Origin of the sequence: [Mycobacterium] fortunisiensis, from assembly GCF_019050325.1 — a bacterium.
GTDB classification, from domain to species: domain Bacteria; phylum Actinomycetota; class Actinomycetes; order Mycobacteriales; family Mycobacteriaceae; genus Mycobacterium; species Mycobacterium fortunisiensis.
On sequence record NZ_VOMB01000023.1, the window covers coordinates 1 to 23,105 of the forward strand.

Annotated in this window: 23 protein-coding genes; 14 read left to right on the forward strand and 9 right to left on the reverse strand. The window is 68.6% G+C overall.

The window, feature by feature from the left end:
• Nucleotides 1-215: 215 nt before the first annotated feature.
• On the forward strand, nt 216-509 hold the full coding sequence (locus tag FR943_RS20290; protein WP_217160068.1) for a CDGP domain-containing protein: 294 nt from the start codon (nt 216-218) through the stop codon (nt 507-509).
• Here the strand turns inward: FR943_RS20290 and FR943_RS20295 are convergent.
• Nucleotides 499-1,320 carry a DUF6597 domain-containing transcriptional factor gene (locus FR943_RS20295; RefSeq protein WP_217160069.1) on the reverse strand — a complete coding sequence of 274 codons (822 nt, stop codon included), beginning with the start codon at nt 1,318-1,320 and terminating at the stop codon, nt 499-501. The genes FR943_RS20290 and FR943_RS20295 overlap by 11 nt on opposite strands.
• A gap of 27 nt (nt 1,321-1,347) precedes the next feature.
• Here FR943_RS20295 and FR943_RS20300 point away from each other — a divergent pair, with 27 nt between their 5' ends.
• Genes FR943_RS20300 through FR943_RS20310 form a run of 3 tightly spaced genes read left to right on the forward strand, consistent with a single transcriptional unit; the run spans nt 1,348 to nt 2,713 of the window.
• Complete coding sequence (locus FR943_RS20300) at nt 1,348-1,818, forward strand: VOC family protein (RefSeq protein ID WP_217160070.1); 471 nt, start codon at nt 1,348-1,350, stop codon at nt 1,816-1,818.
• Nucleotides 1,819-1,827: 9 nt separating this feature from the next.
• On the forward strand, nt 1,828-2,265 hold the full coding sequence (locus FR943_RS20305; RefSeq protein ID WP_217160071.1) for an HIT family protein: 438 nt from the start codon (nt 1,828-1,830) through the stop codon (nt 2,263-2,265).
• A gap of 4 nt (nt 2,266-2,269) precedes the next feature.
• Nucleotides 2,270-2,713 (forward strand): nitroreductase family deazaflavin-dependent oxidoreductase, encoded by a 444-nt coding sequence (locus FR943_RS20310; RefSeq protein ID WP_217160072.1) that lies wholly within the window; start codon nt 2,270-2,272, stop codon nt 2,711-2,713.
• Here the strand turns inward: FR943_RS20310 and FR943_RS20315 are convergent.
• Nucleotides 2,710-3,759, reverse strand: a complete 1,050-nt coding sequence (locus tag FR943_RS20315; protein WP_217160073.1) for an LLM class flavin-dependent oxidoreductase — start codon at nt 3,757-3,759, stop codon at nt 2,710-2,712. The two genes, FR943_RS20310 and FR943_RS20315, sit on opposite strands and share 4 nt — an antisense overlap.
• A gap of 13 nt (nt 3,760-3,772) precedes the next feature.
• Nucleotides 3,773-4,618 carry a uracil-DNA glycosylase gene (locus tag FR943_RS20320; RefSeq protein ID WP_217160074.1) on the reverse strand — a complete coding sequence of 282 codons (846 nt, stop codon included), beginning with the start codon at nt 4,616-4,618 and terminating at the stop codon, nt 3,773-3,775.
• A 67-nt stretch (nt 4,619-4,685) separates the two neighbouring features.
• Between FR943_RS20320 and tap the strand changes: the two genes are divergently transcribed.
• Complete coding sequence (gene tap / locus FR943_RS20325; RefSeq protein ID WP_217160075.1) at nt 4,686-5,930, forward strand: multidrug efflux MFS transporter Tap; 1,245 nt, start codon at nt 4,686-4,688, stop codon at nt 5,928-5,930.
• A gap of 9 nt (nt 5,931-5,939) precedes the next feature.
• Nucleotides 5,940-6,125: a DUF4262 domain-containing protein gene (locus FR943_RS20330; RefSeq protein WP_217160076.1), complete on the forward strand. Its 186-nt coding sequence runs from the start codon at nt 5,940-5,942 to the stop codon at nt 6,123-6,125.
• On the opposite strand, the gene FR943_RS20335 is transcribed toward FR943_RS20330, so the two are convergent.
• Nucleotides 6,115-6,765, reverse strand: coding sequence for a winged helix-turn-helix transcriptional regulator (locus FR943_RS20335; RefSeq protein ID WP_217160077.1), 651 nt, complete (start codon nt 6,763-6,765; stop codon nt 6,115-6,117). The genes FR943_RS20330 and FR943_RS20335 overlap by 11 nt on opposite strands.
• A 77-nt stretch (nt 6,766-6,842) precedes the next feature.
• On the opposite strand from FR943_RS20335, the gene FR943_RS20340 reads away from it, so the two are divergent.
• The 3 genes from FR943_RS20340 to FR943_RS20350 are packed head-to-tail and all read left to right on the forward strand — an operon-like array spanning nt 6,843 to nt 9,406.
• Nucleotides 6,843-7,532 carry a maleylpyruvate isomerase family mycothiol-dependent enzyme gene (locus FR943_RS20340; protein ID WP_217160078.1) on the forward strand — a complete coding sequence of 230 codons (690 nt, stop codon included), beginning with the start codon at nt 6,843-6,845 and terminating at the stop codon, nt 7,530-7,532.
• Nucleotides 7,533-7,542: 10 nt separating this feature from the next.
• Entirely contained in the window at nt 7,543-8,028 is a 486-nt protein-coding gene (locus FR943_RS20345; protein WP_217160079.1) for a DUF3237 domain-containing protein, read from the forward strand.
• A 22-nt stretch (nt 8,029-8,050) separates the two neighbouring features.
• Nucleotides 8,051-9,406, forward strand: a complete 1,356-nt coding sequence (locus FR943_RS20350; RefSeq protein ID WP_217160080.1) for an FAD-binding oxidoreductase — start codon at nt 8,051-8,053, stop codon at nt 9,404-9,406.
• A 7-nt stretch (nt 9,407-9,413) separates the two neighbouring features.
• Here the strand turns inward: FR943_RS20350 and FR943_RS20355 are convergent, their stop codons facing one another.
• Complete coding sequence (locus FR943_RS20355) at nt 9,414-10,286, reverse strand: rhomboid family intramembrane serine protease (RefSeq protein WP_217160081.1); 873 nt, start codon at nt 10,284-10,286, stop codon at nt 9,414-9,416.
• Between the two features lie 66 nt (nt 10,287-10,352).
• Between FR943_RS20355 and FR943_RS20360 the strand changes: the two genes are divergently transcribed.
• Together FR943_RS20360 and FR943_RS20365 are read left to right on the forward strand one after the other, a co-directional pair.
• Nucleotides 10,353-11,603 carry a cytochrome P450 gene (locus FR943_RS20360; RefSeq protein ID WP_217160082.1) on the forward strand — a complete coding sequence of 417 codons (1,251 nt, stop codon included), beginning with the start codon at nt 10,353-10,355 and terminating at the stop codon, nt 11,601-11,603.
• A complete protein-coding gene (locus tag FR943_RS20365; protein ID WP_217160083.1) occupies nt 11,603-12,196 on the forward strand; it encodes a TetR/AcrR family transcriptional regulator in 594 nt (197 codons plus the stop codon). Before FR943_RS20360 ends, FR943_RS20365 begins: the two co-directional genes overlap by 1 nt.
• On the opposite strand, the gene FR943_RS20370 is transcribed toward FR943_RS20365, so the two are convergent.
• Genes FR943_RS20370 through FR943_RS20380 form a run of 3 tightly spaced genes read right to left on the reverse strand, consistent with a single transcriptional unit; the run spans nt 12,181 to nt 15,850 of the window.
• Complete coding sequence (locus FR943_RS20370; RefSeq protein WP_217160084.1) at nt 12,181-12,891, reverse strand: siderophore-interacting protein; 711 nt, start codon at nt 12,889-12,891, stop codon at nt 12,181-12,183. The two genes, FR943_RS20365 and FR943_RS20370, sit on opposite strands and share 16 nt — an antisense overlap.
• Before the next feature lie 47 nt (nt 12,892-12,938).
• Nucleotides 12,939-14,099 (reverse strand): acyltransferase family protein, encoded by a 1,161-nt coding sequence (locus tag FR943_RS20375; RefSeq protein WP_217160085.1) that lies wholly within the window; start codon nt 14,097-14,099, stop codon nt 12,939-12,941.
• A complete protein-coding gene (locus tag FR943_RS20380; RefSeq protein ID WP_217160086.1) occupies nt 14,096-15,850 on the reverse strand; it encodes a DEAD/DEAH box helicase in 1,755 nt (584 codons plus the stop codon). The genes FR943_RS20375 and FR943_RS20380 overlap by 4 nt, the downstream gene beginning before the upstream one ends.
• 102 nt (nt 15,851-15,952) lie before the next feature.
• Here FR943_RS20380 and FR943_RS20385 point away from each other — a divergent pair, with 102 nt between their 5' ends.
• From FR943_RS20385 to FR943_RS20395, 3 genes are read left to right on the forward strand one after another with little or no spacing between them, the layout of a single operon-like run.
• A complete protein-coding gene (locus FR943_RS20385) occupies nt 15,953-16,501 on the forward strand; it encodes an LppP/LprE family lipoprotein (RefSeq protein ID WP_217160413.1) in 549 nt (182 codons plus the stop codon).
• Nucleotides 16,502-16,541: 40 nt separating this feature from the next.
• Nucleotides 16,542-19,976, forward strand: a complete 3,435-nt coding sequence (locus FR943_RS20390) for a TM0106 family RecB-like putative nuclease (protein ID WP_217160087.1) — start codon at nt 16,542-16,544, stop codon at nt 19,974-19,976.
• Nucleotides 19,969-21,321 carry an FAD-binding oxidoreductase gene (locus FR943_RS20395; RefSeq protein WP_217160088.1) on the forward strand — a complete coding sequence of 451 codons (1,353 nt, stop codon included), beginning with the start codon at nt 19,969-19,971 and terminating at the stop codon, nt 21,319-21,321. Before FR943_RS20390 ends, FR943_RS20395 begins: the two co-directional genes overlap by 8 nt.
• A 44-nt stretch (nt 21,322-21,365) precedes the next feature.
• On the opposite strand, the gene FR943_RS20400 is transcribed toward FR943_RS20395, so the two are convergent.
• On the reverse strand, nt 21,366-23,066 hold the full coding sequence (locus FR943_RS20400) for a DHA2 family efflux MFS transporter permease subunit (protein WP_217160089.1): 1,701 nt from the start codon (nt 23,064-23,066) through the stop codon (nt 21,366-21,368).
• Nucleotides 23,067-23,105 lie beyond the last annotated feature (39 nt).

Genomic DNA, 23,105 nt, shown 5'->3' on the forward strand with positions numbered 1-23,105 from the left:
CCGCCCTCGAAGTCGAACACGACTACCAAGCCTGGATCGCCGAACACTACGCACCACCCCCACCATTCTGAACAGTGGGCCTCAGCCCTCGGGGTGAGGATCGCTTCTGGTGGCACCAGAAGTCATGGCCGCCTGCCCAAGAGCGAAAGGGCCAAAGGCGCCATCGACGGGCGCCATCAGCGGTAGCGTCAGAGATTGGCAGACGGGAGAACTTGATGAAGCTCTGCATCGTCGGAGTTTTGGCTGTCATGCTGACGGCCGGCGGACTGATGGCCACAGCACCTTCGGCAAGTGCGGGCTGCGTCTACGGCGGGCCGGTCATCAGCAAGTGCGACGGGCCCATCCAGCCCGACGGAACCTGGCAGCGCTGCGTGGGCACGTGGGGCCATGTACCAAGCGGTTTCAGTTCCCACCTGGTGCCGGTCAAGCGCTGCGACCCGATGGGCCCCGGCCATGACTACCCACTGGATTTCGTCTTCGCCGACCCGCCGACGCACATCAACGACTAGTTGCGGCGGCGTACTCACCCGGTGTGCACCCCAGCATAGATCGGAAGTCGTTGGTGAAATGGGCTTGGTCGTACCAGCCGAGTCGCACTGCGAGATCGGCGAAATCCACGTCGGACACCGTCTCGATCTCCAGCGCCGCCTGCTGCAGCCGGTACCGGCACAGCACCCACTTCACCGTCACCCCCACGTAGCTGCGGAACACCCGCTGTGTGGTGCGGGTACTCCACGGCGAGAGCGCCATCACCTGGTCTACCCGGAGCAGGGTGGCGTCGTCACGCATCCGGTCGATCAGTCCGGTGAGCGCGCGGTAGGTGGCATCGGGCGGCCCGTCCCACGCACCGATCAGGGCATCCAGACGGTCCTGGGCGACGACGGTATCCTCGCCGAGATCGATCGGCGCACTGAATAGTTCGGCATCCACCGGCACCACCCGGCCGGTCATCGTGGCGGCATCCCCACCGAACCTCGCCGTGAAACCACCGGGCCGAAACCGTGCCCCGACCACAGCGCCTGTACCGCCGATGGTGATCCGGAAGACCCTGGGCACCACCCCGTGCAGCAACGTGGCCGGCAACCGATGACCATGGCGCACACCATCGTTGCCCCACTCCCGGGTGAGGTGCATGGCCGGAAACGAGATCACCGTGCTCTCGAACGGCCCCGCCTCGCGCCGGTCCCAGGCGACCGACCAGAAATGCTCGACGAACCTCGCGGCGTCGTCCGACGGTGCCCAGCGGTGCAAGTTGAAGGCCGACGGGTTGGCGGCACGGCCCACCACGCCGCGCTCTGGCGCGTTTTTACAAGCACACACCAGGCCAAGCCTACGAAACTGGGCGACATGAGTGTCCCAGCAATTCCCGATGGCTACACGAGCCTGACCCCGTTCATCTGCGTCGACGGAGCCGCCGCGGCGATTGCGTTCTACCAGAACGTGTTCGGCGCCGAAGTTATCGAACGAATGGACGGACCCGATGGCACCGTCGCACACGCCGAACTGGACTTCGGCGCCGGTCGGCTGCAACTCGGCGACCCGCAGGCAGCCTTTCAGATCGCTGCCCCCGCGCCGGGAGCCGCCGCGACGCATTCGATCGGGTTCTACTGCGCCGATGTCGACGACGTGGTGGCCCGGGCTGAGCAGGCGGGTGCCACGATTCGCGAGCCGGCGCAGACCTTCGTCACCGGCGACCGGTTCGCCTCCATCCTCGATCCGTTCGGCCAGCGCTGGACCGTGATGACCCGCGTCGAGAACATCACTGCGCAGGAGCGGGAACGCCGCGTCGCCGAATGGGCGGCCACCGCCGGAGGCTAACGTGGCGGCATGTCCTGTGTGTTCTGCGCCATCGTCGCCGGGGAGGCCCCCGCCATCCGCGTCTACGAAGACGATGATTACCTGGGCATCCTCGACATCAGGCCGTTCACCCGCGGCCACACCCTGGTGATCCCCAAACTCCACAGCGTCGATCTGACCGATACGCCGGCCGAGACCGTGGCCGCGATGGCTGCGATCGGCCAGCGCATCGCCCGCGCGGCCCGGCAGTCCGGACTGCACGCCGACGGCAACAACATCGTGATCAACGACGGTAAAGCCGCCTTCCAGAGCGTGTTCCACATCCACCTGCACGTGGTGCCCCGGCAAACCGGCGACAAGCTGTCGTTCGTCAAAGGCATGGTGGTGCGCCGCGACCCGGACCGGGAGGAATCAGGGCGGCTGCTACGTGCGGCATTGGCGCAACTGGACGCGTCCGAGCACGATTGAGCCCATGAGTGATCTGTCCCCGGTGGAAAAGATCGGCCTGCGCCTGCTGCACGTTCACGACCTGATCTACCAGAAGTCCAACGGGCTGATCGGGCACAAGATCCCCGGTATGCCCCCGAGCCTGCTGCTGCGTACCACGGGCGCCAAGACCGGCCGGCCCCGGATCAACACGTTGAGCTATGCCCGCGACGGCAAGGACTACCTGGTGGTCGCCTCGATGGGCGGTGCGCCGCGCTCGCCCGGCTGGTACCACAACTTGAAGGCACACCCTCGCATCGAGATCAACGTCGGGACAAAGCGTCTCGGCGTCACGGCCAAACCCGTACTGCCCGAGGACCCGGACTACCAGCGATTGTGGAAGATCGTCAACGACAACAACTCTCAGCGCTACGCGGCCTATCAGAAGAAAACCACCCGGCCGATCCCGATCGTGGTCCTCTCCGCTTAGAACAGCTCTTTGGCCAACAACTCCAGGGTGGTGTCGCGGGCCGTCGCAGTGGCCGGGTCCGCACCGCGCCGCGCCGAGCTCACCGGGTTGACCATGACCTCGTCGACATCGAACTCCGCGGCCAGTGCGCGGACCTGCTCGGCCGCCTCGGTGGGCGAACCCACCACGGCCCGGCGCAGGCCCGATGCCACGACCGCCTCGGCCTGCGGGGTCATCGTCGTGGCCTGGGCATCCTCGACCAGGTCGAGCGGCCCGAGTGGCTGGCCGGTGCGCAACCGGCCCATCATCTGCAGCTGCGGCAGCAGCAAGGCCTCGGCTTCTTCCCTGGTCTCGGCCACCGAGGCGTTGACGGTCAGGAACGTCACCGGCTCCGATGCCAGATCGCTGGGCTGGAATTCCTCCCGGTAGACAGCGAGCGCCTCGGCGGTGCCCTGCCCGGAGAAGTGGTGGGCGAACACGTAGGGCAACCCCTTGGCGGCGGCCAGGTGCGCCGAGTACATCGACGAACCGAGCAGCCACATCCGGGGCTCGGTGACCGCGGCCGGCGTCGCCTTCAGTACGTAGGTCTCCCGCATCAGATCCCGCGGCAACGGCACCCGCACCCCGCGCGCGCTCATCAGCGCCACCACGTCGTCGAGGTACTGCGGAAACGCCTCGATGTCGCGATCATCGCGTCCGGCGGCGCCCCGCAACGCCAATGAGGTGACCGGATCGGAGCCGGGTGCCCGGCCGATGCCGAGGTCGATGCGGCCCGGGTGCGCGGCTTCCAGCAAGGCGAACTGCTCGGCCACCGCCAGCGGTGCATGGTTGGGCAACATCACCCCGCCCGAACCCAGCCGCAGCTGCGACGTGTGGGCGGCCAGGTGCGCGATCAGCACCGGCGGGCTGGTGGCCGCGACCGCGGGCATGTTGTGGTGCTCGGCGACCCAGTAGCGGGTGTATCCCAGCCGGTCGGCGGTCTGCGCCAGGTGAGTCGTGGCGGTCAGGGCATCGGCCGTGGACTGGTCGGTGCGCACCGGGACGAGATCGAGGACAGAAAGCCGCATGACAGCCTCAACGTCACGACCCGTCCGGTTCGTTCCCACCTGCCTGCGCCACCAGCTGTTTGGCGGTGGCGAAGATGTCGTCGAGCATGGCCGGGGTGAGCCGGCCGGTGAAGGTGTTCTGCTGACTGGGATGGAAGCACCCGAGCAGCGTGACCGGCCCGAATGCCGTGGCCAGTGGGGCCATGACACCGTGCCCGAACTTGGGTGCCGGTCTGGGGGTCCCGAGCAGGTCGAGTGCCGCCCGCCAGGCGAACCCGCCCAGCGCGATGACCACCCGCACCGACGGCCCGGCCAGCCGCCACTCGGCCTGCAGCCACGGTGCACACGTGGCCCGTTCGGCCGGGGTCGGTGCGTTGGCCGGCGGGGCGCAGCGCACCGCAGCGGCCATTCGGGTACCGAACAGCTGCATGCCGTCGGCGGCGTCGACGCACTCGGACTGATTGGCCAGCCCGGCCCGGTGTAAGGCGGCGAACAGGAAATCCCCGGAGCGGTCCCCGGTGAACACCCGCCCGGTGCGGTTGGCGCCGTGCGCCGCCGGGGCCAGCCCGACGATGAAGATGCCGGGCCGCTCCGCCCCGAAGCCGGTGGCCGGCCGACCCCAATAAGGTTGATCGGCAAAGGATTTCCGCTTGGCCACCGCCACTTCTTCGCGCCAGGTGACCAGCCGGGGGCAGGCCCGGCACACCGAGATCTCGGCATCCACCTCACCCACCGCGGCGGCCCGGGCTGCCAGTCGCCGCACCTGCGCGGCGGTCTTGGCCACCGGGGTCGACGCGTCCGCCGGGTCGCCGGGCCAACCGGTGCCCGGCGGCACCGGCGATCCGAACAGCTCCCCGGTCCTGGGATGAGGCAGCAACACTTGATCTACTGTGCCGCAAAATCGGTCGCCACGTGCCAAGCCACACTGTTAGATTCCGGGCACGCCCATGACCGACACCAAGCGCGGCCCCCTGCTGCTCATCCTGTTCGCCGCACTGATGGCCGGCACGGGCAACGGCATCACGATCGTCGCGTTCCCGTGGCTGGTGCTGCAGCGCAACGGATCCGCGCTGGACGCCTCGATCGTCGCGATGGCCGGGACGCTGCCGCTGCTGGTTGCCACCCTGATCGCCGGGGCAGCGGTCGACTATGTGGGACGCCGGCGCGTCTCGATGATCTCCGACCTGCTCTCGGCCCTGTCGGTGGCGGCGGTGCCGACGCTGGCCCTGATCTTCGGCGTGGACGCGGTGAACGTCGCGGTGCTGGCGGCCCTGGCCGCGCTGGGGGCGTTCTTCGATCCGGCGGGGATGACCGCGCGGGAAACCATGTTGCCCGAGGCGGCGGGCCGGGCGGGCTGGACGCTGGACCACGCCAACAGCGTGTACGAGTGCGTCTTCAACCTCGCCTACATCGTCGGCCCCGGGATCGGGGGCCTGCTGATCGCCACCCTCGGCGGCATCAACACCATGTGGGTGACCGCCTCCGCGTTCTGCTGCTCGATCCTGGCGATCTCGGCGCTGCGGCTGGAAGGCGCGGGCGCCCCGGACCGCTCGGTACTGGCCGACGGGGTGTGGGCCGGCATCATCGAGGGACTGCGATTCGTCTGGCGCACACCGGTTCTGCGCACCCTGGCGATCATCGACCTGGTGGCCACCGGACTGTACATGCCGATGGAGAGCGTGCTGTTCCCCAAGTACTTCACCGACCGCGACGAACCCACCGAGCTGGGCTGGGTGTTGATGGCGCTGAGTATCGGCGGGCTGCTGGGTGCGCTCGGCTACGCGGTGATGAGCAAGTACATGAGCCGACGCGCCACCATGCTGACCGCGGTGCTCACCCTGGGCGTGGCGATGACGGGGGTGGCGTTCCTTCCACCGTTGCCGGTGATCCTGGTGCTGTGCGCGATCGTCGGCTTCGTCTACGGGCCGATCGCGCCGATCTACAACTACGTCATGCAGACCACCGCCCCGGCCCATCTGCGGGGCCGCGTGGTCGGGGTGATGGGTTCGCTGGCCTACGCCGCGGGCCCGTTGGGACTGATTTTGGCCGGCCCGCTGGCCGACGCCGCCGGACTGCACGCGACGTTCCTTGCGCTGTCGCTGCCGATGCTGGCACTCGGCGTGGTCGCGGTGTTCCTGACGCCGCTGCGTGCATTGGACCGGCTGGCAGAAGTGGGACCCGGTTCGACGTAACCTTTTCGGGTGAGCGACGCCACCGAGGAACGCGACAACCGGATCGCCGGGAACGTGACCGACCACGGCTGGCACGCGATGGGTGTCGGCGCCGAAGGCGAGGCCCCGGCGGACTGGGCCTACTCGATCGGTTTGTGGCACACCCTGCGCAGGACCAGACCATCGGGCCGTGGGCTGAGCTCGACTAGCCTCTGATCCGGGGTGGGGCAAAGACTTTCGCCAGTCTGTTGACAGCATCGGGCTCGCCGTCGATCGCCAGTCGGCCATCGGCCAACAACCCCGGCACGTGAGCGGGATCCATCGCCGCGGCCAACGCCTCGGCCTCTCCGGTGAGGGTCACGTCGGCCGCCGTGCCGTCCTCGCACGCGTCGACGCGCTCCGGTCCGATCTCGATGACCGCCTGCCCTTCCGGGGTGACCAGTCGCACCGTGACCGGCGGCCCGACGCGATCCTCGCGGACGAAGGCCCGCACCGCGCAGGTCAGCCATTCCGGGCGCACGGTGTCCCCCGGCGCCCGGGTTTCGATCAGATGCCGACCCCAGCGGATGTAGGCGTTGATCACGTCCTCCAGCGCCCGGCCGTCGGCGGTGAGCTCATACACCGTCGTGGAGGCGGGTTTGGGCAGCGTGCGCTTGCGCACCAGACCGTGCGTCTCCAGATCACGCAACCGGCCGGCCAGCATGTCGGTGGCGATGGGCGCCAGCGAGGCGAGCAGGTCGCCGTAGCGCTTGGGGCCGTCCAGCAGATCCCGCACCACCAGCAAGGTCCAGCGATCCCCGACCATGTCGAGGCTTTTCGCCAGTGCGCAGTGCTGGCCGTATGACCGTGATGCCATGGCTCCAGACTAGTCGAAGTTGGAATTTCCAACCATCTACTTGTTTTTTCCAAGCATATGCGCCTACCGTCGAGAACATGACCCTCTCCGACCTCCTTGCCACCGCCGCACGAGACGCGCTGGCCTTCGCCGACCTCCTCGAATGCCTCGCCCCCGCGCAGCGCCAGGCACCCACCCCGTGCGCCGGCTGGACCATCGATGATCTGGCCACCCACGTCGCTGTCGTCTGCTTCCGCGACGCCGAGGCCTTTCACCGCGCCCGGATCCAAACCAGCACTCCGCCAGGAGAACTCACTCTCGTGAATCCGGATCTGCCCGACGCCATCCGGCTCGGGGTCGCCCATCTGCGCGCCGCATTCGACCAGGCGCCCGATCGCTGGCCCGTGATCCCGACCCCGTTCGGCGAATTTCCGGTCGCCGCCGCGCTGCGCTCACTGATCCTGGAATTCGGGGTACACCTCGACGATCTGAAGATCGCCCGCGGTGATCGGCGCCCGACGCTCTCCCCGGCCACCGTGGACGCGCTCTTCGGTTTCGGCGAATTGTTCCTGCTGCGTCAGGCCCAGCCGGTGGAAAGCCGGCCCGTCACGTTGCGCTTGACCGCGCCCTCGAAGTCGATGGCGATCACCTGGACCGGGACGCACTGGGTTGCGGGCGCAGGAGCCGACGAACACCGCGTCGAGGGTTCCGACGACACCATCGCCCGGCTCATGCTGCGCCGGGTCGCGGCCGACGATCTCGTCGCCGCGGCGATTCGCCCGCTCTAGGAGCCCTGCAATGACATCGACAACTCCCCTCGTCGACATCGACGCCGTCCCGAGCTGCGAACACCTGCTCGACATCCGCATCGGCTTCGAATCGGTCCACATGTTCGCCACCCCGCTCGGCACCCGCATGACCTATGTCGTCGAGCAGGGCCGCTGCGTCGGGCCGCGCATCGCGGCCGACGTCCTACCCGGCGGCGGAGACTGGATCCTGCTCGGCACCGACGGGGTGGCTCGCCTGGACGTCCGCGCCACCATGCGTACCGACGACGGGGCCTTCATCCACCTGACCAACACCGGCCGGGTCCGGATGGACCGCCAGACCACCGACCGGTTCATGGCCGGCGAGTTGATCCGCCACGACGAGATGACGGCACGGTCCAGCCCACTGTTCGAGACGGACGACGAGCGCTACCGTTGGCTCAACGCAGTCCACACCGTGGCCATCAACCAGGTATCGCTGAGCGAGGTGCACTACCGGGTGTTCGCTGTGCAGTAGGGCCCGCTCGTAGGATCGCGGTGTGCTGTCAGAGCTGATCGCCGAACTGCCCGAAGGTGTCGTCGTCACCGACCCCGACATCCTGGCCTCTTACCGGCAGGACCGGGCCGCCGATCCGAGTGCGGGCACCCCCCTGGCGGTGGTCCGGCCCACCCGCACCGAAGAAGTCCAGACCGTGCTGCGGTGGGCCAGCGCGCACCGCATCGCGGTGGTGCCCCGCGGCGCGGGTACCGGGTTGTCCGGCGGGGCCACCGCACTCGACGGCGGTGTGGTGCTGTCCACCGAGAAGATGCGCGACATCGTGGTTGACCCGATCACCCGCACCGCCGTCGTCCAACCCGGCCTGCTCAACGCCGAGGTGAAGAAAGCCGTTGCTGCACACGGATTGTGGTATCCGCCCGATCCGTCGTCGTACGAGATCTGCAGCATCGGCGGCAACGTCGCCACCAACGCCGGCGGGCTGTGCTGCGTCAAGTACGGCGTGACCACCGACTACATCCTGGGCCTGCAGGTGGTGCTGGCCGACGGCACCGCGGTGCGCCTGGGCGGTCCCCGGCTCAAAGATGTTGCGGGACTGAGCCTGACCAAACTGTTCGTCGGCAGCGAAGGCACTCTGGGAGTGGTCACCGAGGCGACACTGCGGTTGCTGCCGCCACAGCACCCGCCGTGCACCGTCGTCGCCACGTTCGACTCGGTGGAAGCCGCCGCGAGCGCGGTCGTGAAGATCACCGGCACGATCCGGCCCGCCATGCTGGAGTTCATGGATTCGGTGGCGATCAACGCCGTCGAGGACAAACTGAGAATGGGCCTGGACCGCACGGCCGCGGCGATGATGGTGGCGGCCTCTGACGACAGGGGCGCCGCCGGCGCCGACGACGCCGCCTTCATGGCCGCGGTGTTCACCGAACACGGTGCCACCGAAGTGTTCTCGACCGCCGACCCCGATGAGGGGGAAGCCTTCGTGGCCGCGCGCCGCTTCGCCATCCCGGCCGTGGAGGCCAAGGGCACACTGCTGCTCGAAGACGTGGGCGTGCCACTGCCGGCGCTCGCCGCACTGGTCGGTGGGGTGGCCGAGATCGCCGCGCAGCGCCGGGTGCTGATCTCGGTGATCGCCCATGCCGGCGACGGCAACACCCACCCGCTGATCGTGTTCGACCCGTCCGACGCCGATGAGGCGCAGCGGGCACAGCTGGCGTTCGGCGAGATCATGGATCTCGCCATCGGATTGGGCGGCACCATCACTGGCGAGCACGGGGTGGGCCGGCTCAAGCGACCGTGGCTGGCCGGGCAGATCGGGCCCGACGCGCTTGCCCTCAATCAGCGGATCAAACAGGCGCTGGACCCACTGAACATCCTCAACCCCGGCGCGGCGATCTAACCCAGATCTAACCCACCCCGAGCAGGTACAGCAGATTGTTTGTGCGCCAAGCGATGAGCGCGAGGAAGACCACAAGCACACCCACCGCGACGCCGGCCTGAACGGCGGTCCGGTGCGCGCGGGGAGCGTAGACGAACGCCGCGGCGATCCCGGCCCCGGTGACCAGACCACCGACGTGACCCTGCCAGCTGATCGCCCCGGTCCCGAGCATCGGCCCGACGAAGGTGAAGACCAGGTTGATGACGACCACCGCGGCGATCGAGCGGACGTCGAGGTTGAGCTTGCGGGCCACCACGAAGATCGCGCCGAACAGCCCGAAGATCGCGCCCGAGGCCCCCGCCGTCGCACTGTTCAACGGGGACAGCAGGTACACCAGGACCGCGCCACCGAGACCACTCAACGCGTAGAGCGCCCCGAATCGGAGCCGGCCCAGCCACTGCTCCAGCGGCGGCCCGACGACATAGAGCGCCCACATGTTGAACAGCAGGTGCATGGCGCCGTAGTGCAGGAACATCGACGTCACCAGGCGGTAGTACTCATCGTGTGCCGCGATACCCGGCGGCCACAGCGTGAGCTCGGCCTTCAGGCTGCCCGCCGCCAGCTCGAGAACGAACATCAGCACGTTCACGGCGATCAACGAGTACGTCAGGATCGGCGCTCCGGTGCGGGCCACACCACCGAACTGGGTGCGCGGCGCCTGCACCGTCCTGGCGCCGGCGTTCACGCACTCCACGCACTGGTGGCCGACGGCGGCCGAACGCATGCACTCCGGGCAGATGGGGCGCTGGCAACGCGTGCAGCGCACATAGGTGGGGCGGTCCGGATGCCGGTAACACGTCGGCGTCTGGGCAGGAAGCTGCGGCGTGCCAGGGATGCTCATCGGGCCTGAGCCTACCCAGCGAATTGGCTATTGACACTGAACAGTAATACGTCGTACGAATAAGACATGACAGCCCATTTGTCTCACACATCGACCGACGCGGCGGCCCGGTTCGAACTCGCCAACGCCGACACCTGGGCCAACCCCTGGCCGATGTACACCGCGTTGCGCGATCACGATCCGGTGCACCACGTCGTGCCCGAGGACCACCCGGAGCACGACTACTACGTACTCTCTCGGCACGCCGACATCTGGGCGGCCGCCCGCGACCACGAGACGTTCTCGTCGGCCCAGGGCCTCACGGTCACCTACGGCGACCTGGAGATGATCGGGCTGGCCGACAACCCGCCGTTCGTCATGCAGGACCCGCCCGTGCACACGCAGTTCCGCAAGCTGGTGGCACGCGGGTTCACACCGCGGCAGGTCGAGGCCGTCGAACCGAAAGTCCGGGAATTCGTCATCGAGCGCCTCGAGGGGTTGCGCTCGAACGGCGGCGGGGACATCGTCACCGAACTGTTCAAGCCGCTGCCGTCGATGGTCGTCGCGCACTATCTCGGGGTGCCAGAGGAGGACCGGGACCAGTTCGACGGCTGGACCGAGGCCATCGTCGCGGCCAATACGGCCGCCGGCGGGATCACCGCGGCGCTGGGAACCGTCGGTGACGCCGTGGCCTCGATGATGGGCTACTTCACCGAGCTCATCGAGCGCCGGCGCGTCGACCCCGGCGACGACACCATCTCGCACCTGGTGGCCGCCGGGGTGGGCGCGGACGGGGACATTTCCGGCGTGCTGTCGATCCTGGCCTTCACGTTCACCATGGTCACCGGCGGCAACGACACCACCACCGGAATGCTGGGCGGCGCAGTGCAATTGCTGCAGCAGCGGTCCGATCAGCGCAAGCTGCTCATCGACGATCCGGAGCTGATCCCGGAATCGATCGACGAATTCCTACGGTTGACCTCGCCAGTACAGGGGCTGGCCCGCACCGCCGCCCGCGACGTCACCATCGGTGACACCACCATCCCGGCCGGCCGCCGGACGCTGCTGCTGTACGGTTCGGGCAATCGCGACGAACGCGAATTCGGTGCCGACGCAGCCGAACTCGATGTGCGTCGCAAGCCGCGCAACATCCTCACGTTCAGCCACGGCGCGCACTTCTGCCTGGGCGCGGCCGCCGCGCGCATGCAATCCCGGGTAGCGTTGACCGAATTGTTGGCACGCTATCCGGAATTCGAGGTCGATGTGGACGCCGTGGTGTGGGCCGGTGGGAGTTACGTCCGACGGCCGTTGTCGGTGCCGTTCCGGGCCGGGACCTGATGGCCCGCGACTGGTTGTCGGCCCGGCGGTCCGAAGTGGCCGCCGACCACATCCTCGACGCCGCCGACGAACTGTTCACCCGGCAGGAGGCAGCGACTGTCGGGATGCACGAAATCGCCGCGGCCGCAGGGTGTTCCCGCGCCACGCTGTACCGCTATTTCGAGAATCGCGAGGCGCTCTACACCGCCTACGTGCACCGCGAGGCGCGCCGGTTGTACGAGGAGGTCAGCGAGCAGGTCGCCACCGTCTCCGATCCGGCTCAGCGGCTCATCGAGGGCGTGATCACCGCGCTGCACGCCGTGCGGGAGAGCCCGGCCCTGTCGTCCTGGTTCGCCACCGCCCAGCCGCCGATCGGTGGCGAGATGGCCGACCAGTCCGAGGTGATCCGGGCCCTTGTCGAGGGTTTCGTGCGGTCACTGGGCACCGGCGCCGCGGGAGGCGACAGCGCCGACCACGTGGGCCGGCAGGCCCGCTGGCTGGTGCGGGTCATGGTGTCACTGCTGGTGTTCCCCGGTGACGACGAGGCCGACGAACGCACCATGCTGGCCGAGTTCGTCGCGCCGCTGATGATCCCGGTTCAGGCCACCCAGTAGGCCTGCGCCTTGATGGATTTGCGCGGGATCCCGTACTCCTCGCGGAACACCCGGGCCACCGCCCGGGTGGTGCGGTTGTTGCAGGCGACCCAGCCGAAGTGATCGGAGGCGTCGAAAGCCGAAGCGCTGAGCGTCTCCAGCAGATCCTCGTCGAACCGGTCCACCCAGACGATCTCGGCACCCCCGCTGACCGGTAGCTCACGATCGTCGTCGTACCCGGCTTCCAGAAAGACCCAGGCCGGGATGTCGCCGATGGCATCCAGCAGCGAGTTGATCGCCGGAAGCGACGCGGTGTCACCGACGATCAGGTAGCCGGCCGGCGCCGGTTCGGGCAGCGTGAAGTTGCTGCCGAGCACCGTCACGTCCAGGACGTCGCCGGGCTGGGCCGCCTGGGCCCAGCGGGTCGCGATGCCGTCGTGCATGGCGAAATCGATGTCCACCGTGCCGGCCTGAGCATCGGGATTGACCAACGTGTAGCCGCGCTGATGGGCCTTGCCGCCGTCCGGGAACCAGCCCCGCACCCACATGGTGGGATGCACCTGCTGTTCGGCGAGCAACTTCTCCGCGCGGAAATGCAGCCTCAGGTAGTTCGGTGTGAGCTCGGTACGCCCCACCACCGTCAGCTCGTAATCGCCGCCCCGGCAGAGCTTGACCAGGGCCCCTTCCAGTCCGCGTGATGCCTTCAGCTCACCCATGCATGCCTCCCAGATACTTATTAGGTAAGCATACCCTAACTAATGGCTCAGGAGCGGACGCGCGTGAACCGGTGCAGCAGCCACGCCGCCGGAATGGTGAACACCATGGTCAGCACGAACAGGCTCAACATCGATCCGGTGTACACCGGCTCGCGCATCACCTCGACCATCACGAGTTCCATCACCATCAGATGGATCAGAAAGATCTCGTAGGAGATCTCGCCGAGGAACACCATCGGCCGCGACGCCAGGAACCGGTTGTACCACCCACGATCGCCCAGCGCCGGCGGCGCCACCAGCAACGCCGCGATCACCGCGTAGAAGAACGTCTTGGCCAGTGCCTCACTCAACTTGGCCGGCGACGTGGTGGGCTCCCCCGCGATCGGCGTCGACGCGATGAAGTAACACACCACTGCCAGCGGCACACAGACCACCGCGTAGCCACGCACCTTCAGCTGCCCCAGCACGGTCAGCGCCATCCCCGCCACGAACCACGCCAGATAGGTGGGCAGCCACAACCGGGCGCCGTCGGGCAGATTCGTGGAATCGTGCACGATCCACAGCCACACCGGGGACACCGCGGCCAACAGTGCCAGCCCGAGGAACAGCAGCCCCGGACGCCACCGCCGCCGGCACAACACCACCAGCAACAGATAGGCCATCAGCGGCAGCACCACGTAGAACGCCGCCTCCACCGCCAGGCTCCACATCTGCGTCAGGCCCTGGTGCAGGTAGGAGAACAGATAGTTGTCGGTGTAGATCTGGGACAACGTCAGGTTGCGGAACAACCCCATCCAGGTGTGGCCGGGATTCGGGCCGCCGGTACGAAAGTGGTAGAGCAGGTAGGCGAGCAGCACCGTGACCACGTAGGCCGGCATGATGCGTCGCACCCGGTGCCAGGCATAGCGGCGCACCGACGGCGGGCCGCCTTCGGATGCAGCAGACCTCACCCACGGCCGGAACAACAAAAAACCACTGAGCACGAAGAAGATCGGAACCCCGATCTCGGCACGCGAATACACCAGTCCCAGATATCCCTGCGGATACTTCCCGGTGGTGTAGGCCGCGTGCGTGACCACCACCAGAATCGCGGCGACCGCCCGGATCCCGGTCAGCGAGGCGACGCGGGCAGAGCGCGACGACGGCGCGTCGACCGACTCAAGACCACCCTGATCCGACGATCCCGCCACGCTTCTGGAAACCGTCACTTGACCTTCCGGTGCGGCTTCCCCGGCCGGTCCCGATACCCGGAACGCTCCTTGTACTCACGGCGCGGCGCCCGGTCACCACGGTCTGCACGCTCACCCCGGTCCGGCGTGAGGTTGATCAACATGCCCGAGATCCGGGTGTTCTCCAGTGCTTTGAGCGTCTTCTTGGGCAACTTCTCGGGCAGCTCGACCAACGAGTAGTCGCCACGGATGGTGATGTGACCGAACTCGTTGCGGTGCAGGCCACCTTCGTTGGCGATGGCGCCGACGATGTGCCCCGGTCCGACCTTGTGCCGCTTGCCCACCGAGATCCGATACGTCGCCAGCCCCTCGCGCGGCGGGCGCTCCCGGTGCGGCGCCCGCTCGCCGCGGCGCTCCCCACGCTCGCGCTCGCGACGCTTCTCCGGCGGCGGCTCGGTCATCAGGAACTCTTCGCCGTTGCGCGATTGCAGCGCCAGCGCCGCGGCGATATCGGCCATCGGCACGTTGTTCTCGCGCTCGTAGTCCTCGATCAGCCTGCGGAACAACTCCAGGCCCGAGCCGTTGAGCGAATCGGTGATCGAGTCGCGGAACTTGGACACCCGCTGCGCGTTGACGTCGTCGACGCTGGGCAGCTCGGCCTCGATGACCTTCGAGCGGGTGTGCTTCTCGATCGACCTGAGCAGGTGACGTTCCCGCGGGGTGACGAACAACAGGGCATGCCCGGAGCGGCCGGCCCGCCCGGTGCGCCCGATCCGGTGCACATACGACTCGACATCGTGCGGGATGTCGTAGTTGACCACGTGGCTGATGCGCTCGACGTCGAGACCGCGGGCCGCCACATCCGTGGCGACCAGGATGTCGATCGTGCCGTCCTTGAGCGCGGTGATGGTGCGCTCGCGCTGCGACTGGTTGATGTCGCCGTTGATGGCCGCGGCCGCGAAACCACGGGCCTTGAGCCGATCGGCGACGTCCTCGGTGGCCTGCTTGGTGCGGACGAACACGATCATCGCGTCGCCCTCTTCGACCTCGAGCACCCGGGTCAGCGCGTCCAGCTTGCGCGGGCCGGCCACCTGGATGAACCGCTGGGTGATGTTCTCGGCGGTGGCCGTTTTGGCCTTGACCGTGACCTCGACCGGATCGTGCAGGTATTTCGTGGTGATCTTGCGGATCGCCGGCGGCATGGTCGCCGAGAACAACGCCACCTGCTTGTACTCCGGGGTGTCGGCGAGGATCCGCTCGACCTCTTCGGCGAAGCCCATCGTCAGCATCTCGTCGGCCTCGTCGAGCACCAGGTAGTCCAGGTTCGACAGGTCCAGGGTGCCGCGCTCGAGATGGTCGATCACCCGGCCCGGCGTGCCCACCACCACCTGCGCCCCGCGCCGCAGCCCGGACAGCTGCACGGTGTAGGACGCTCCGCCGTAGATCGGCAGCACGTTGATCTCGGGCAGGTGCGCGCCGTAGCGGCCAAAGGCCTCGGCGACCTGCAGCGCCAGCTCACGGGTCGGCGCCAGCACCAGCGCCTGGGTCTTGCGGCTGGTGGTGTCGATCTTCGACAGGATCGGTATGGCAAATGCCGCGGTCTTGCCGGTGCCGGTCTGGGCCAGCCCGACGACGTCGGAGCCCGCCAGCATGGCCGGGATGGTGGCGGCCTGGATCGCCGAAGGCGATTCGTAACCGACATCTGTGACGGCCTGTAACACCGCAGGCTTTATCTGCAGGTCGGCAAATGTCGGGGCGGCATCCCCCGGATCCGGGTCTGGCGAGCTCATCGGTTCAGAAGTCTAGTGCCAATCGGGCGGTTTCCCCGCCGCGCGCCTGAACCACCCCGCCGCGGGGTCGCGGTAGGTTGCGCAACTGTGGAACGGGTCGCGATGGTTGTGATGGCCCCGGCGGTCAGCCTGACGACCGTGCTCACACTCGTCGGGTGCGGGTCGGGCGACTCCACGGTCTCCAAAACCCCCGCGGCCAGCGCCAGTCCGGCACCGACCACGAAGGCCAAGCCCGCCCCCAAAGCCGCGGCCCCGAGTTCGACGCCGCCACAGACCGATCCCTGCGCGGTGAACCTGGCCGCCCCCGAGATCGCCAAGGCCGTCTCGGAGCTGCCCCGCGACCCGCGCAGCAACCAGCCGTGGAGCCCCGAGCCGATCGCCGGCAACTACAACGAGTGCGCGCAGCTCTCGGCGGTGATCGTGCGGGCCAACACCAACGCCGAGCACCCCAACACCCGGGCTGTGCTCTTCCACCTAGGCAAGTTCATCCCCACCGGGGTGCCCGACACCTACGGCTTCAACGGCATCGACAAGTCCGCCAGCACCGGCGACACGGTGGCCCTGCAGTACTCCGGTGGATTCCACGGGCTGGCCAGCACCGTGAAGTTCCGCTGGAACGGCGGCGGCGTGGAATTGATGGGCAACACCTGAGTTTCATCGTTCCGTCGGTGGCCTCACCTACAGTGGCAGCGTGTTCGTCACCGAGGACCGCGCGTCGGGGCCGACGGTCATCTACAGCGCCTCGGATCTGGCCGCCGCGGCCCGCTGCGAGTACGCCCTGCTGCGCTCGTTCGACGCGCAGCTCGGCCGCGGCCCGGCGGTGTCCTCCGATGACGAATTGCTGGCCCGCACCGCACAACTCGGCGGGGACCACGAGCAGCGCCATCTCGAGGAACTGCGCGCCGAGGCGGCACCGTCCGAGGTGACCGTGATCGCCCGGCCCGCCTACACCGCGCCCGGGCTGACGGCGGCGGCCGCGACCACCCTGGACGCAGTGCACCGCCGCGACCCGGTGATCTACCAGGCCGCGATGTTCGACGGACGGTTCGCCGGGTTCGCCGATTTCCTGATCTGGGACGGTGCGCGCTACCGCCTGCGCGACACCAAACTGTCCCGCTCGGTGAAGGTGGAGGCGCTGCTGCAGCTGGCCGCCTACGCCGATGTGCTGTCCGGCGCCGGGGTGCCGGTCGCCGACGAGGTCGACCTGGTGCTCGGCGACGGCGCGATGTCCAGTTACCGCGTCGACGAACTGCTGGCGGTCTATCGGCCCCGGCGCGCCGCGCTGCAGGCGCTGCTCGACGACCATCTGGCTGCCGGGACAGCGGTGCACTGGTCCGACGACACAGTGCGGGCGTGTTTCGGCTGCGGTGAATGCGAGCAGCAGATCCGTGCCACCGACGACCTGTTCCTGGTCGCCGGAATGCGGGCCGGCCAGCGCGCCCGGCTCATCGAGGCCGGTGTCACCACCACCCGTCAACTCGCGGGCCACACCGATGCGGTGCCCGGGCTGGCCCAGCGCGCCCTGACCGCGCTGAGCGGTCAGGCCCGCCTGCAGGTGGCAGCGCGGCCCGACGGCAAGCCGCCGTACGAAGTCATCGATCCGCAACCACTGATGCTGCTGCCGGATCCAGACAAGGGCGACCTGTTCTTCGACTACGAGGGCGACCCGTTGTGGACGGCCAACGGCCAGGACTGGGGCCTGGAATACCTGTGGGGGGTGCTGGGCGCGGAGGGCAACTTCCAGCCGTTGTGGGCGCACGACCGGGCCAGTGAACGCCAGGTCCTCATCGATTTCCTGGACCTGGTCCGCAAGCGGCGCAGGCGTTTTCCCAAGATGCACATCTACCACTACGCGCCGTACGAGCGCAGCACCCTGCTGCGGCTGGCCGGCCGCTACGGGGTGGGCGAGAACGACGTCGACGACCTGCTGCGCAACGGCATTCTGGTCGACCTGCTTCCGTTGGTACGCAAGAGCATTCGCGTCGGCACCGAGAACTACAGCATCAAGTCGCTGGAACCGCTGTACATGGGCAACGAGCTGCGCGACGGCGAGGTCACCAAGGCGACCGATTCGATCACCGAATACGCCCGCTACTGCGCACTGCGCGAGGCCGGTCAGCACGACGAGGCCGCCACCGTGCTCAAGGAGATCGAGGACTACAACCGCTACGACTGCCGGTCCACCCACCGCTTGCGGGACTGGCTGATCAACCGGGCGTTCGAAGCCGAGGTGCCACCGCGCGGCCCGCAGCCGGTGCGCGACGGAGCGCCGATCGAAAAGGCCGACGCCGTCGACCGCAAGCTGCTGCGCTTCGCCGGCGACGGAGTGGAACCTCGCACCGCCGAGCAGCAGGCGGTCGCGCTGATCGCCGCGGCCCGCGGCTTCCACAAACGTGAGGACAAACCGTTCTGGTGGGGACATTTCGACCGGCTCAACAACCCGGTCGACGAATGGGCCGACAGCACAGGCGTTTTCGTCGCCGAGAAGGTCGAGATCGTCACCGACTGGCACACCCCGCCGCGAGCCCGCAAACCGCAGCGTCAGGTCCGGTTGACCGGCGCCATCGACGCCGGCGAACTGGGTACCGAGGTCTACGCGCTGTACACCCCGCCGGCCCCGGTCGGCCTGTCCGACGACCCGGACCGCCGCGGCTTCGGCAGCGCCACGGTCGTCGGCTGCGACAACCCGGACGCCCCCACCGAGGTGGTGATCACCGAACGCCAGCCCACCGGCGGTGAGATCTTCACCCAGGTGCCGTTCGCCCTGACCCCCGGGCCGCCGATCAACACCAAGCCGCTGCAGGTGTCGATCGACAGCACCGCGGCCATCGTGAGCGCCGGCCTGCCGACACTGCCCGCCGATGCGGTGACCGATGTGCTGCTGCGGCGCCCGCCGCGCACCGTCAGCGGCCGCCCCCTGTCCCGAAGCGGCGAGACCGCCGCCGACATCACCGCGGCCCTGCTGGATCTGGACTGCTCCTACCTCGCGGTGCACGGGCCACCCGGCACCGGCAAGACCCACACCTCGGCGCGGATCATCGCCCGGCTGGTCAACGAACATCGTTGGCGCATCGGCATCGTCGCGCAGTCACACGCGGTGATCGAGCATCTGCTGGAGCAGGTGCTCGACGCCGGCGTGGCCGCCGAACACGTTGCCAAGAAACGCAAGGGCGCCGACCCGCGGTGGACCGAGATCGGCGAGAACGCCTACGCCTCGTTCATCGCCGACCATCCCGGATGCGTGATCGGCGGCACCGCATGGGATTTCGCAAACGAGACCCGGGTGCCGCGGCACTGCCTGGACCTGCTGGTGATCGAGGAGGCCGGGCAGTTCAACCTGGCCAACACCATTGCGGTGGCCCCGGCCGCGCGCAATCTGCTGCTCCTGGGCGACCCGCAGCAGCTGCCCCAGGTCTGCCAGGGCACCCACCCGGCGCCGGTCGACGATTCCGCCCTGGGCTGGCTGGTCGAGGGCGCGCACACGCTGCCGGCCGAGCGCGGCTACTTCCTGGACTGCTCGTTCCGGATGCATCCGGCGGTGTGTGGGCCGGTGTCGCGACTGTCGTATGACGGCCGGTTGCAGTCACATGAAAAGGTCAGCGCCGCACGCACACTCGACGGCATCGAGCCCGGGGTGCGGGCCCTTGAGGTGCCGCACCTGGGTAACTCGACCGACAGCCCCGAAGAAGCCGACGCGATCGTGGCGGCCATCACCGGACTGCTCGGCACCACCTGGACCGACGAGCACGGCAGCGTTCCACTGGGCCAGGACCACGTCCTGGTGGTGACGCCGTACAACGCCCAGGTGACCACGGTGCGACGGGCTCTCGACGCGGCCGGCCTGACCGAGGTGCAGGCCGGCACCGTGGACAAGTTCCAGGGGCGACAGGCGCCCGTGGTGTTCGTGTCGATGACGGCGTCCTCCGCCGCCGATGTGCCCCGCGGCATCGGGTTCCTGCTGAACCGCAACCGGCTCAACGTGGCGATCAGCCGGGCCAAATACGTCGCATACATCGTGCGCTCACCCCAGCTCACCGACTATCTCCCGGCGCAGCCGAACAGCCTGATCGCGCTCGGGGCCTTCCTGGCCCTGACCGATCCTGTGGTACACCCATCCGGTGACTGAAACGCTTACTGAAACGCTTGCCGGGATCGTCGGTGCCGGATATGTCACCACCGACCCCGACGTGCTCGACGGCCGCTGCGTCGATCACACCGGGCGGTACCGCGGCCGGGCCACCGCCCTGGTACGTCCGGGCACCGCCGACGAGGTGGCCGCGGTGCTGCAGGCCTGCCACGAGGCCGGGGCCTGCGTGACGATTCAGGGCGGCCGCACTTCGCTGGTGGCGGGCACCGTGCCGGAAAACGACGACGTGTTGCTGTCCACCGAGCGGCTCACCGAGATCGGGGTGGTCGACACCGTCGAACGCCGGGTCAGCGTGGGCGCCGGAGTCCCGCTGGCCGCGGTGCAACGCGCCGCCACCGATGCCGGGCTGGTGTTCGGGGTGGACCTGGCCGCCCGCGAAACGGCCACGGTCGGCGGCATGGCGTCCACCAACGCCGGCGGTCTGCGCACGGTGCGGTACGGCAACATGGGCGAGCAGGTGCTGGGCCTGGACATCGCGCTGCCCGACGGGTCGGTGGTGCACCGGCACAGCCAGGTCCGTCGCGACAACACCGGCTACGACCTGGCCTCGCTGTTCGTCGGCGCCGAGGGCACCCTGGGGGTGATCACCGCGCTCGATCTGCGGCTGTATCCCACCCCGGGCCACCGGGTGACCGCCATCTGCGGGTTCGCCGACCTGGACGCACTGGTCGACGCCGGCCGCGTTTTCCGCGATCTCGACGGCATCGCCGCCCTGGAGTTGATCGATGCCCGGGCCAGCGCGCTGACCGCCGAACATCTGGGGGTGGCCGCCCCGGTCGAGGGCACCTGGCAGCTGCTGATCGAGCTGGCCGGCGAACATGACCTGACCGAGCGCCTGGCCGAGGCGATCGAGGGCACCGAGATCTGCGGCGAGCCGGCCGTCGGCGTGGACACCGCCGCCCAGCAGCGGCTGTGGCAGGTCCGCGAATCGGTCGCCGAAGTGCTGGGGCTGTTCGGCCCGCCACTGAAATTCGATGTGTCACTGCCACTTTCGGCGATACAACGGTTCGCCGAGGCGGCCGGCGCCATTGTCGCCGCCCATGCCCCGGCGGCCATCCCGGTGCTGTTCGGCCATATCGGCGAGGGCAATCTGCACCTCAACGTGCTGCGCTGCGGCGCCGAGGCCGAACCGGAGTTGTACGCCGCGATGATGACGCTGATCGCCGAGCACGGCGGCAACGTCAGCTCCGAGCACGGTGTCGGCTCACGCAAACGCGACTACGTGTCCATGTCACGCACCGACGCCGACATCGCCGCCATGCGCGCGGTCAAGGCCGCGTTCGATCCGGCCGGCTACCTCAACCCGGCGGTGCTGTTCCGCTGACCTCCCTTGGGCCGACTGCCCTTGCGCGAGCAGGGGAAAACCGATCACTCGTCGCTGTCGGCCATCAACTCGGCGTAGATGTCCTTCCACTGATCGGGGTGTTCCGGAGCCGGTGCCACTCGGAACGGGTCCGTCACCGCCTCGTCGTCAGCGCGGGTGTCGTCAGCGCGGGTGTCGTCATGGCGGTCCACGAGGAACTCGACGTAATCGTCGTCATCGTCGTCACGGGGGTCCAGGTACGGTTCCGGGTCGGCGCCGGGCGTCGGCGGGACGGTACCGAAACCCAGCAGGAACAACGCCGCCACCACCCCGAACAGCGCGACGAATGCCGGCAGCAGCATGGACTGCGACATCGCCGCGGCGAACGGCACGTGCAGGAACTGCGGCAGCTCGCCGGCCGACCCCTCGCCGCGCGGCGCGGCGGCCCCCCCGGGCATCTCGGCCCCGATCCGCGCGGTCATGTACGCCGCGATCCCGGCGCTGCCGAGCACCGAGCCGACCTGGCGGGTGGCGTTGTACACACCCGAGCCGGCACCAGCCAGATCCGGCGGCAGGTTGCGGGTGGCCGTCGCCGCCAGCGGCGACCAGATGAACGCCATGCCCACGCCCATCACGAACTGCGGCAGCAGCAGCCGCCAGATCGGCGTGGCCGGGGTCATCTCGACGGCCAGCCAGGTCAGCCCGACCGCCAGCGCCGAGAAGCCGAACCCGATCACCGGCGTCGGATGGGCCCGGTCCACGATCCGGCCCACCAGCGGCGCCAGGCACCCGCTGGCGATCGCAGTGGGCGCCGTCAACAGCGCCGCCCGGATCGGCGACAACCCGCACACCGTCTGCGCGTAGAACATCAACGGCAGGATCATCGCCGTCACCGCGAACCCGATCGTCGCCACGCCGAGATTGGCCAGGCCGAAATCGCGGTCGGCGAAAATCCGCAACGGGATCAGCGGTTCGTGGGTGTTGACCGCCTGCCAGCACACGAACGCCACCATGACCGCGATGCCGACCGCGCCGGTGGCCCACACCCACGGCGCCCAGTCCCGCGACTGGCCCTCCTGCAGCGCGAACACGATGAGGAACATGCCGACACCGGACAACGCCACACCCAGCAGGTCGAACCGGTGCGGTTGGGTGGGCAGCACCGGGACCAGCCACGCCGCCAACGCCAGGCCGGCGATCCCGATCGGCACGTTGACGAAGAAGATCCACTGCCAGCCCAGTCCCCCGACCAGCACACCCCCGGCCAACGGGCCGACCAGCGTGGCCACCCCGGCGGTGGCGCCCCACACGCTCATCGCCACGCCGCGCCGCTCGGGCGGGAAGATCCGGGTGATGGTCGACAACGTCTGGGGCGTCAACAACCCCGCACCGATACCCTGCACCACGCGGGCCGCGATGAGCATCCCGATGCTGCCGGCCAGACCGCACCACAACGAGGCGGCGGTGAACACGGCCAGCCCACCCAGGTAGAGATTCTTGGGTCCGTACACATCGCCGAGCCGACCCGCCACCAGCAACGGCACCGCATACGCCAGCAGGTAGGCACTGGTCACCCAGATCACGCCGTCGTAGTCGGCACCCAGGACATCCATGATCGTCGGATTCGCGACCGCCACGATCGTCGCGTCGACCAGGATCGTGAAGAAGCCGACCATCATGGCCCACAGCGCGGGCCACGGATTCTCCACGCGCGCAGGCACAGTGCCGTCGCGGATCGGGGTGCGGGCGTTCGACGCTGGGGACATGGCGAATGTGTGGGTAGGGCCTCGGGTTCGACTGTGCAG

Excerpts from the sequence above, each read along its gene's own strand:
- FR943_RS20290 (WP_217160068.1), top strand. The coding sequence starts at position 216 with ATGAAGCTCTGCATCGTCGGAGTTTTGGCTGTCATGCTGACGGCCGGC.
- FR943_RS20300 (WP_217160070.1), top strand. The coding sequence starts at position 1,348 with ATGAGTGTCCCAGCAATTCCCGATGGCTACACGAGCCTGACCCCGTTC.
- FR943_RS20305 (WP_217160071.1), top strand. The coding sequence starts at position 1,828 with ATGTCCTGTGTGTTCTGCGCCATCGTCGCCGGGGAGGCCCCCGCCATC.
- FR943_RS20310 (WP_217160072.1), top strand. The coding sequence starts at position 2,270 with ATGAGTGATCTGTCCCCGGTGGAAAAGATCGGCCTGCGCCTGCTGCAC.
- FR943_RS20315 (WP_217160073.1), bottom strand. The coding sequence starts at position 3,759 with ATGCGGCTTTCTGTCCTCGATCTCGTCCCGGTGCGCACCGACCAGTCC.
- tap (WP_217160075.1), top strand. The coding sequence starts at position 4,686 with ATGACCGACACCAAGCGCGGCCCCCTGCTGCTCATCCTGTTCGCCGCA.
- FR943_RS20335 (WP_217160077.1), bottom strand. The coding sequence starts at position 6,765 with ATGGCATCACGGTCATACGGCCAGCACTGCGCACTGGCGAAAAGCCTC.
- FR943_RS20340 (WP_217160078.1), top strand. The coding sequence starts at position 6,843 with ATGACCCTCTCCGACCTCCTTGCCACCGCCGCACGAGACGCGCTGGCC.
- FR943_RS20345 (WP_217160079.1), top strand. The coding sequence starts at position 7,543 with ATGACATCGACAACTCCCCTCGTCGACATCGACGCCGTCCCGAGCTGC.
- FR943_RS20355 (WP_217160081.1), bottom strand. The coding sequence starts at position 10,286 with ATGAGCATCCCTGGCACGCCGCAGCTTCCTGCCCAGACGCCGACGTGT.
- FR943_RS20360 (WP_217160082.1), top strand. The coding sequence starts at position 10,353 with ATGACAGCCCATTTGTCTCACACATCGACCGACGCGGCGGCCCGGTTC.
- FR943_RS20365 (WP_217160083.1), top strand. The coding sequence starts at position 11,603 with ATGGCCCGCGACTGGTTGTCGGCCCGGCGGTCCGAAGTGGCCGCCGAC.
- FR943_RS20370 (WP_217160084.1), bottom strand. The coding sequence starts at position 12,891 with ATGGGTGAGCTGAAGGCATCACGCGGACTGGAAGGGGCCCTGGTCAAG.
- FR943_RS20380 (WP_217160086.1), bottom strand. The coding sequence starts at position 15,850 with ATGAGCTCGCCAGACCCGGATCCGGGGGATGCCGCCCCGACATTTGCC.
- FR943_RS20385 (WP_217160413.1), top strand. The coding sequence starts at position 15,953 with ATGGTTGTGATGGCCCCGGCGGTCAGCCTGACGACCGTGCTCACACTC.
- FR943_RS20400 (WP_217160089.1), bottom strand. The coding sequence starts at position 23,066 with ATGTCCCCAGCGTCGAACGCCCGCACCCCGATCCGCGACGGCACTGTG.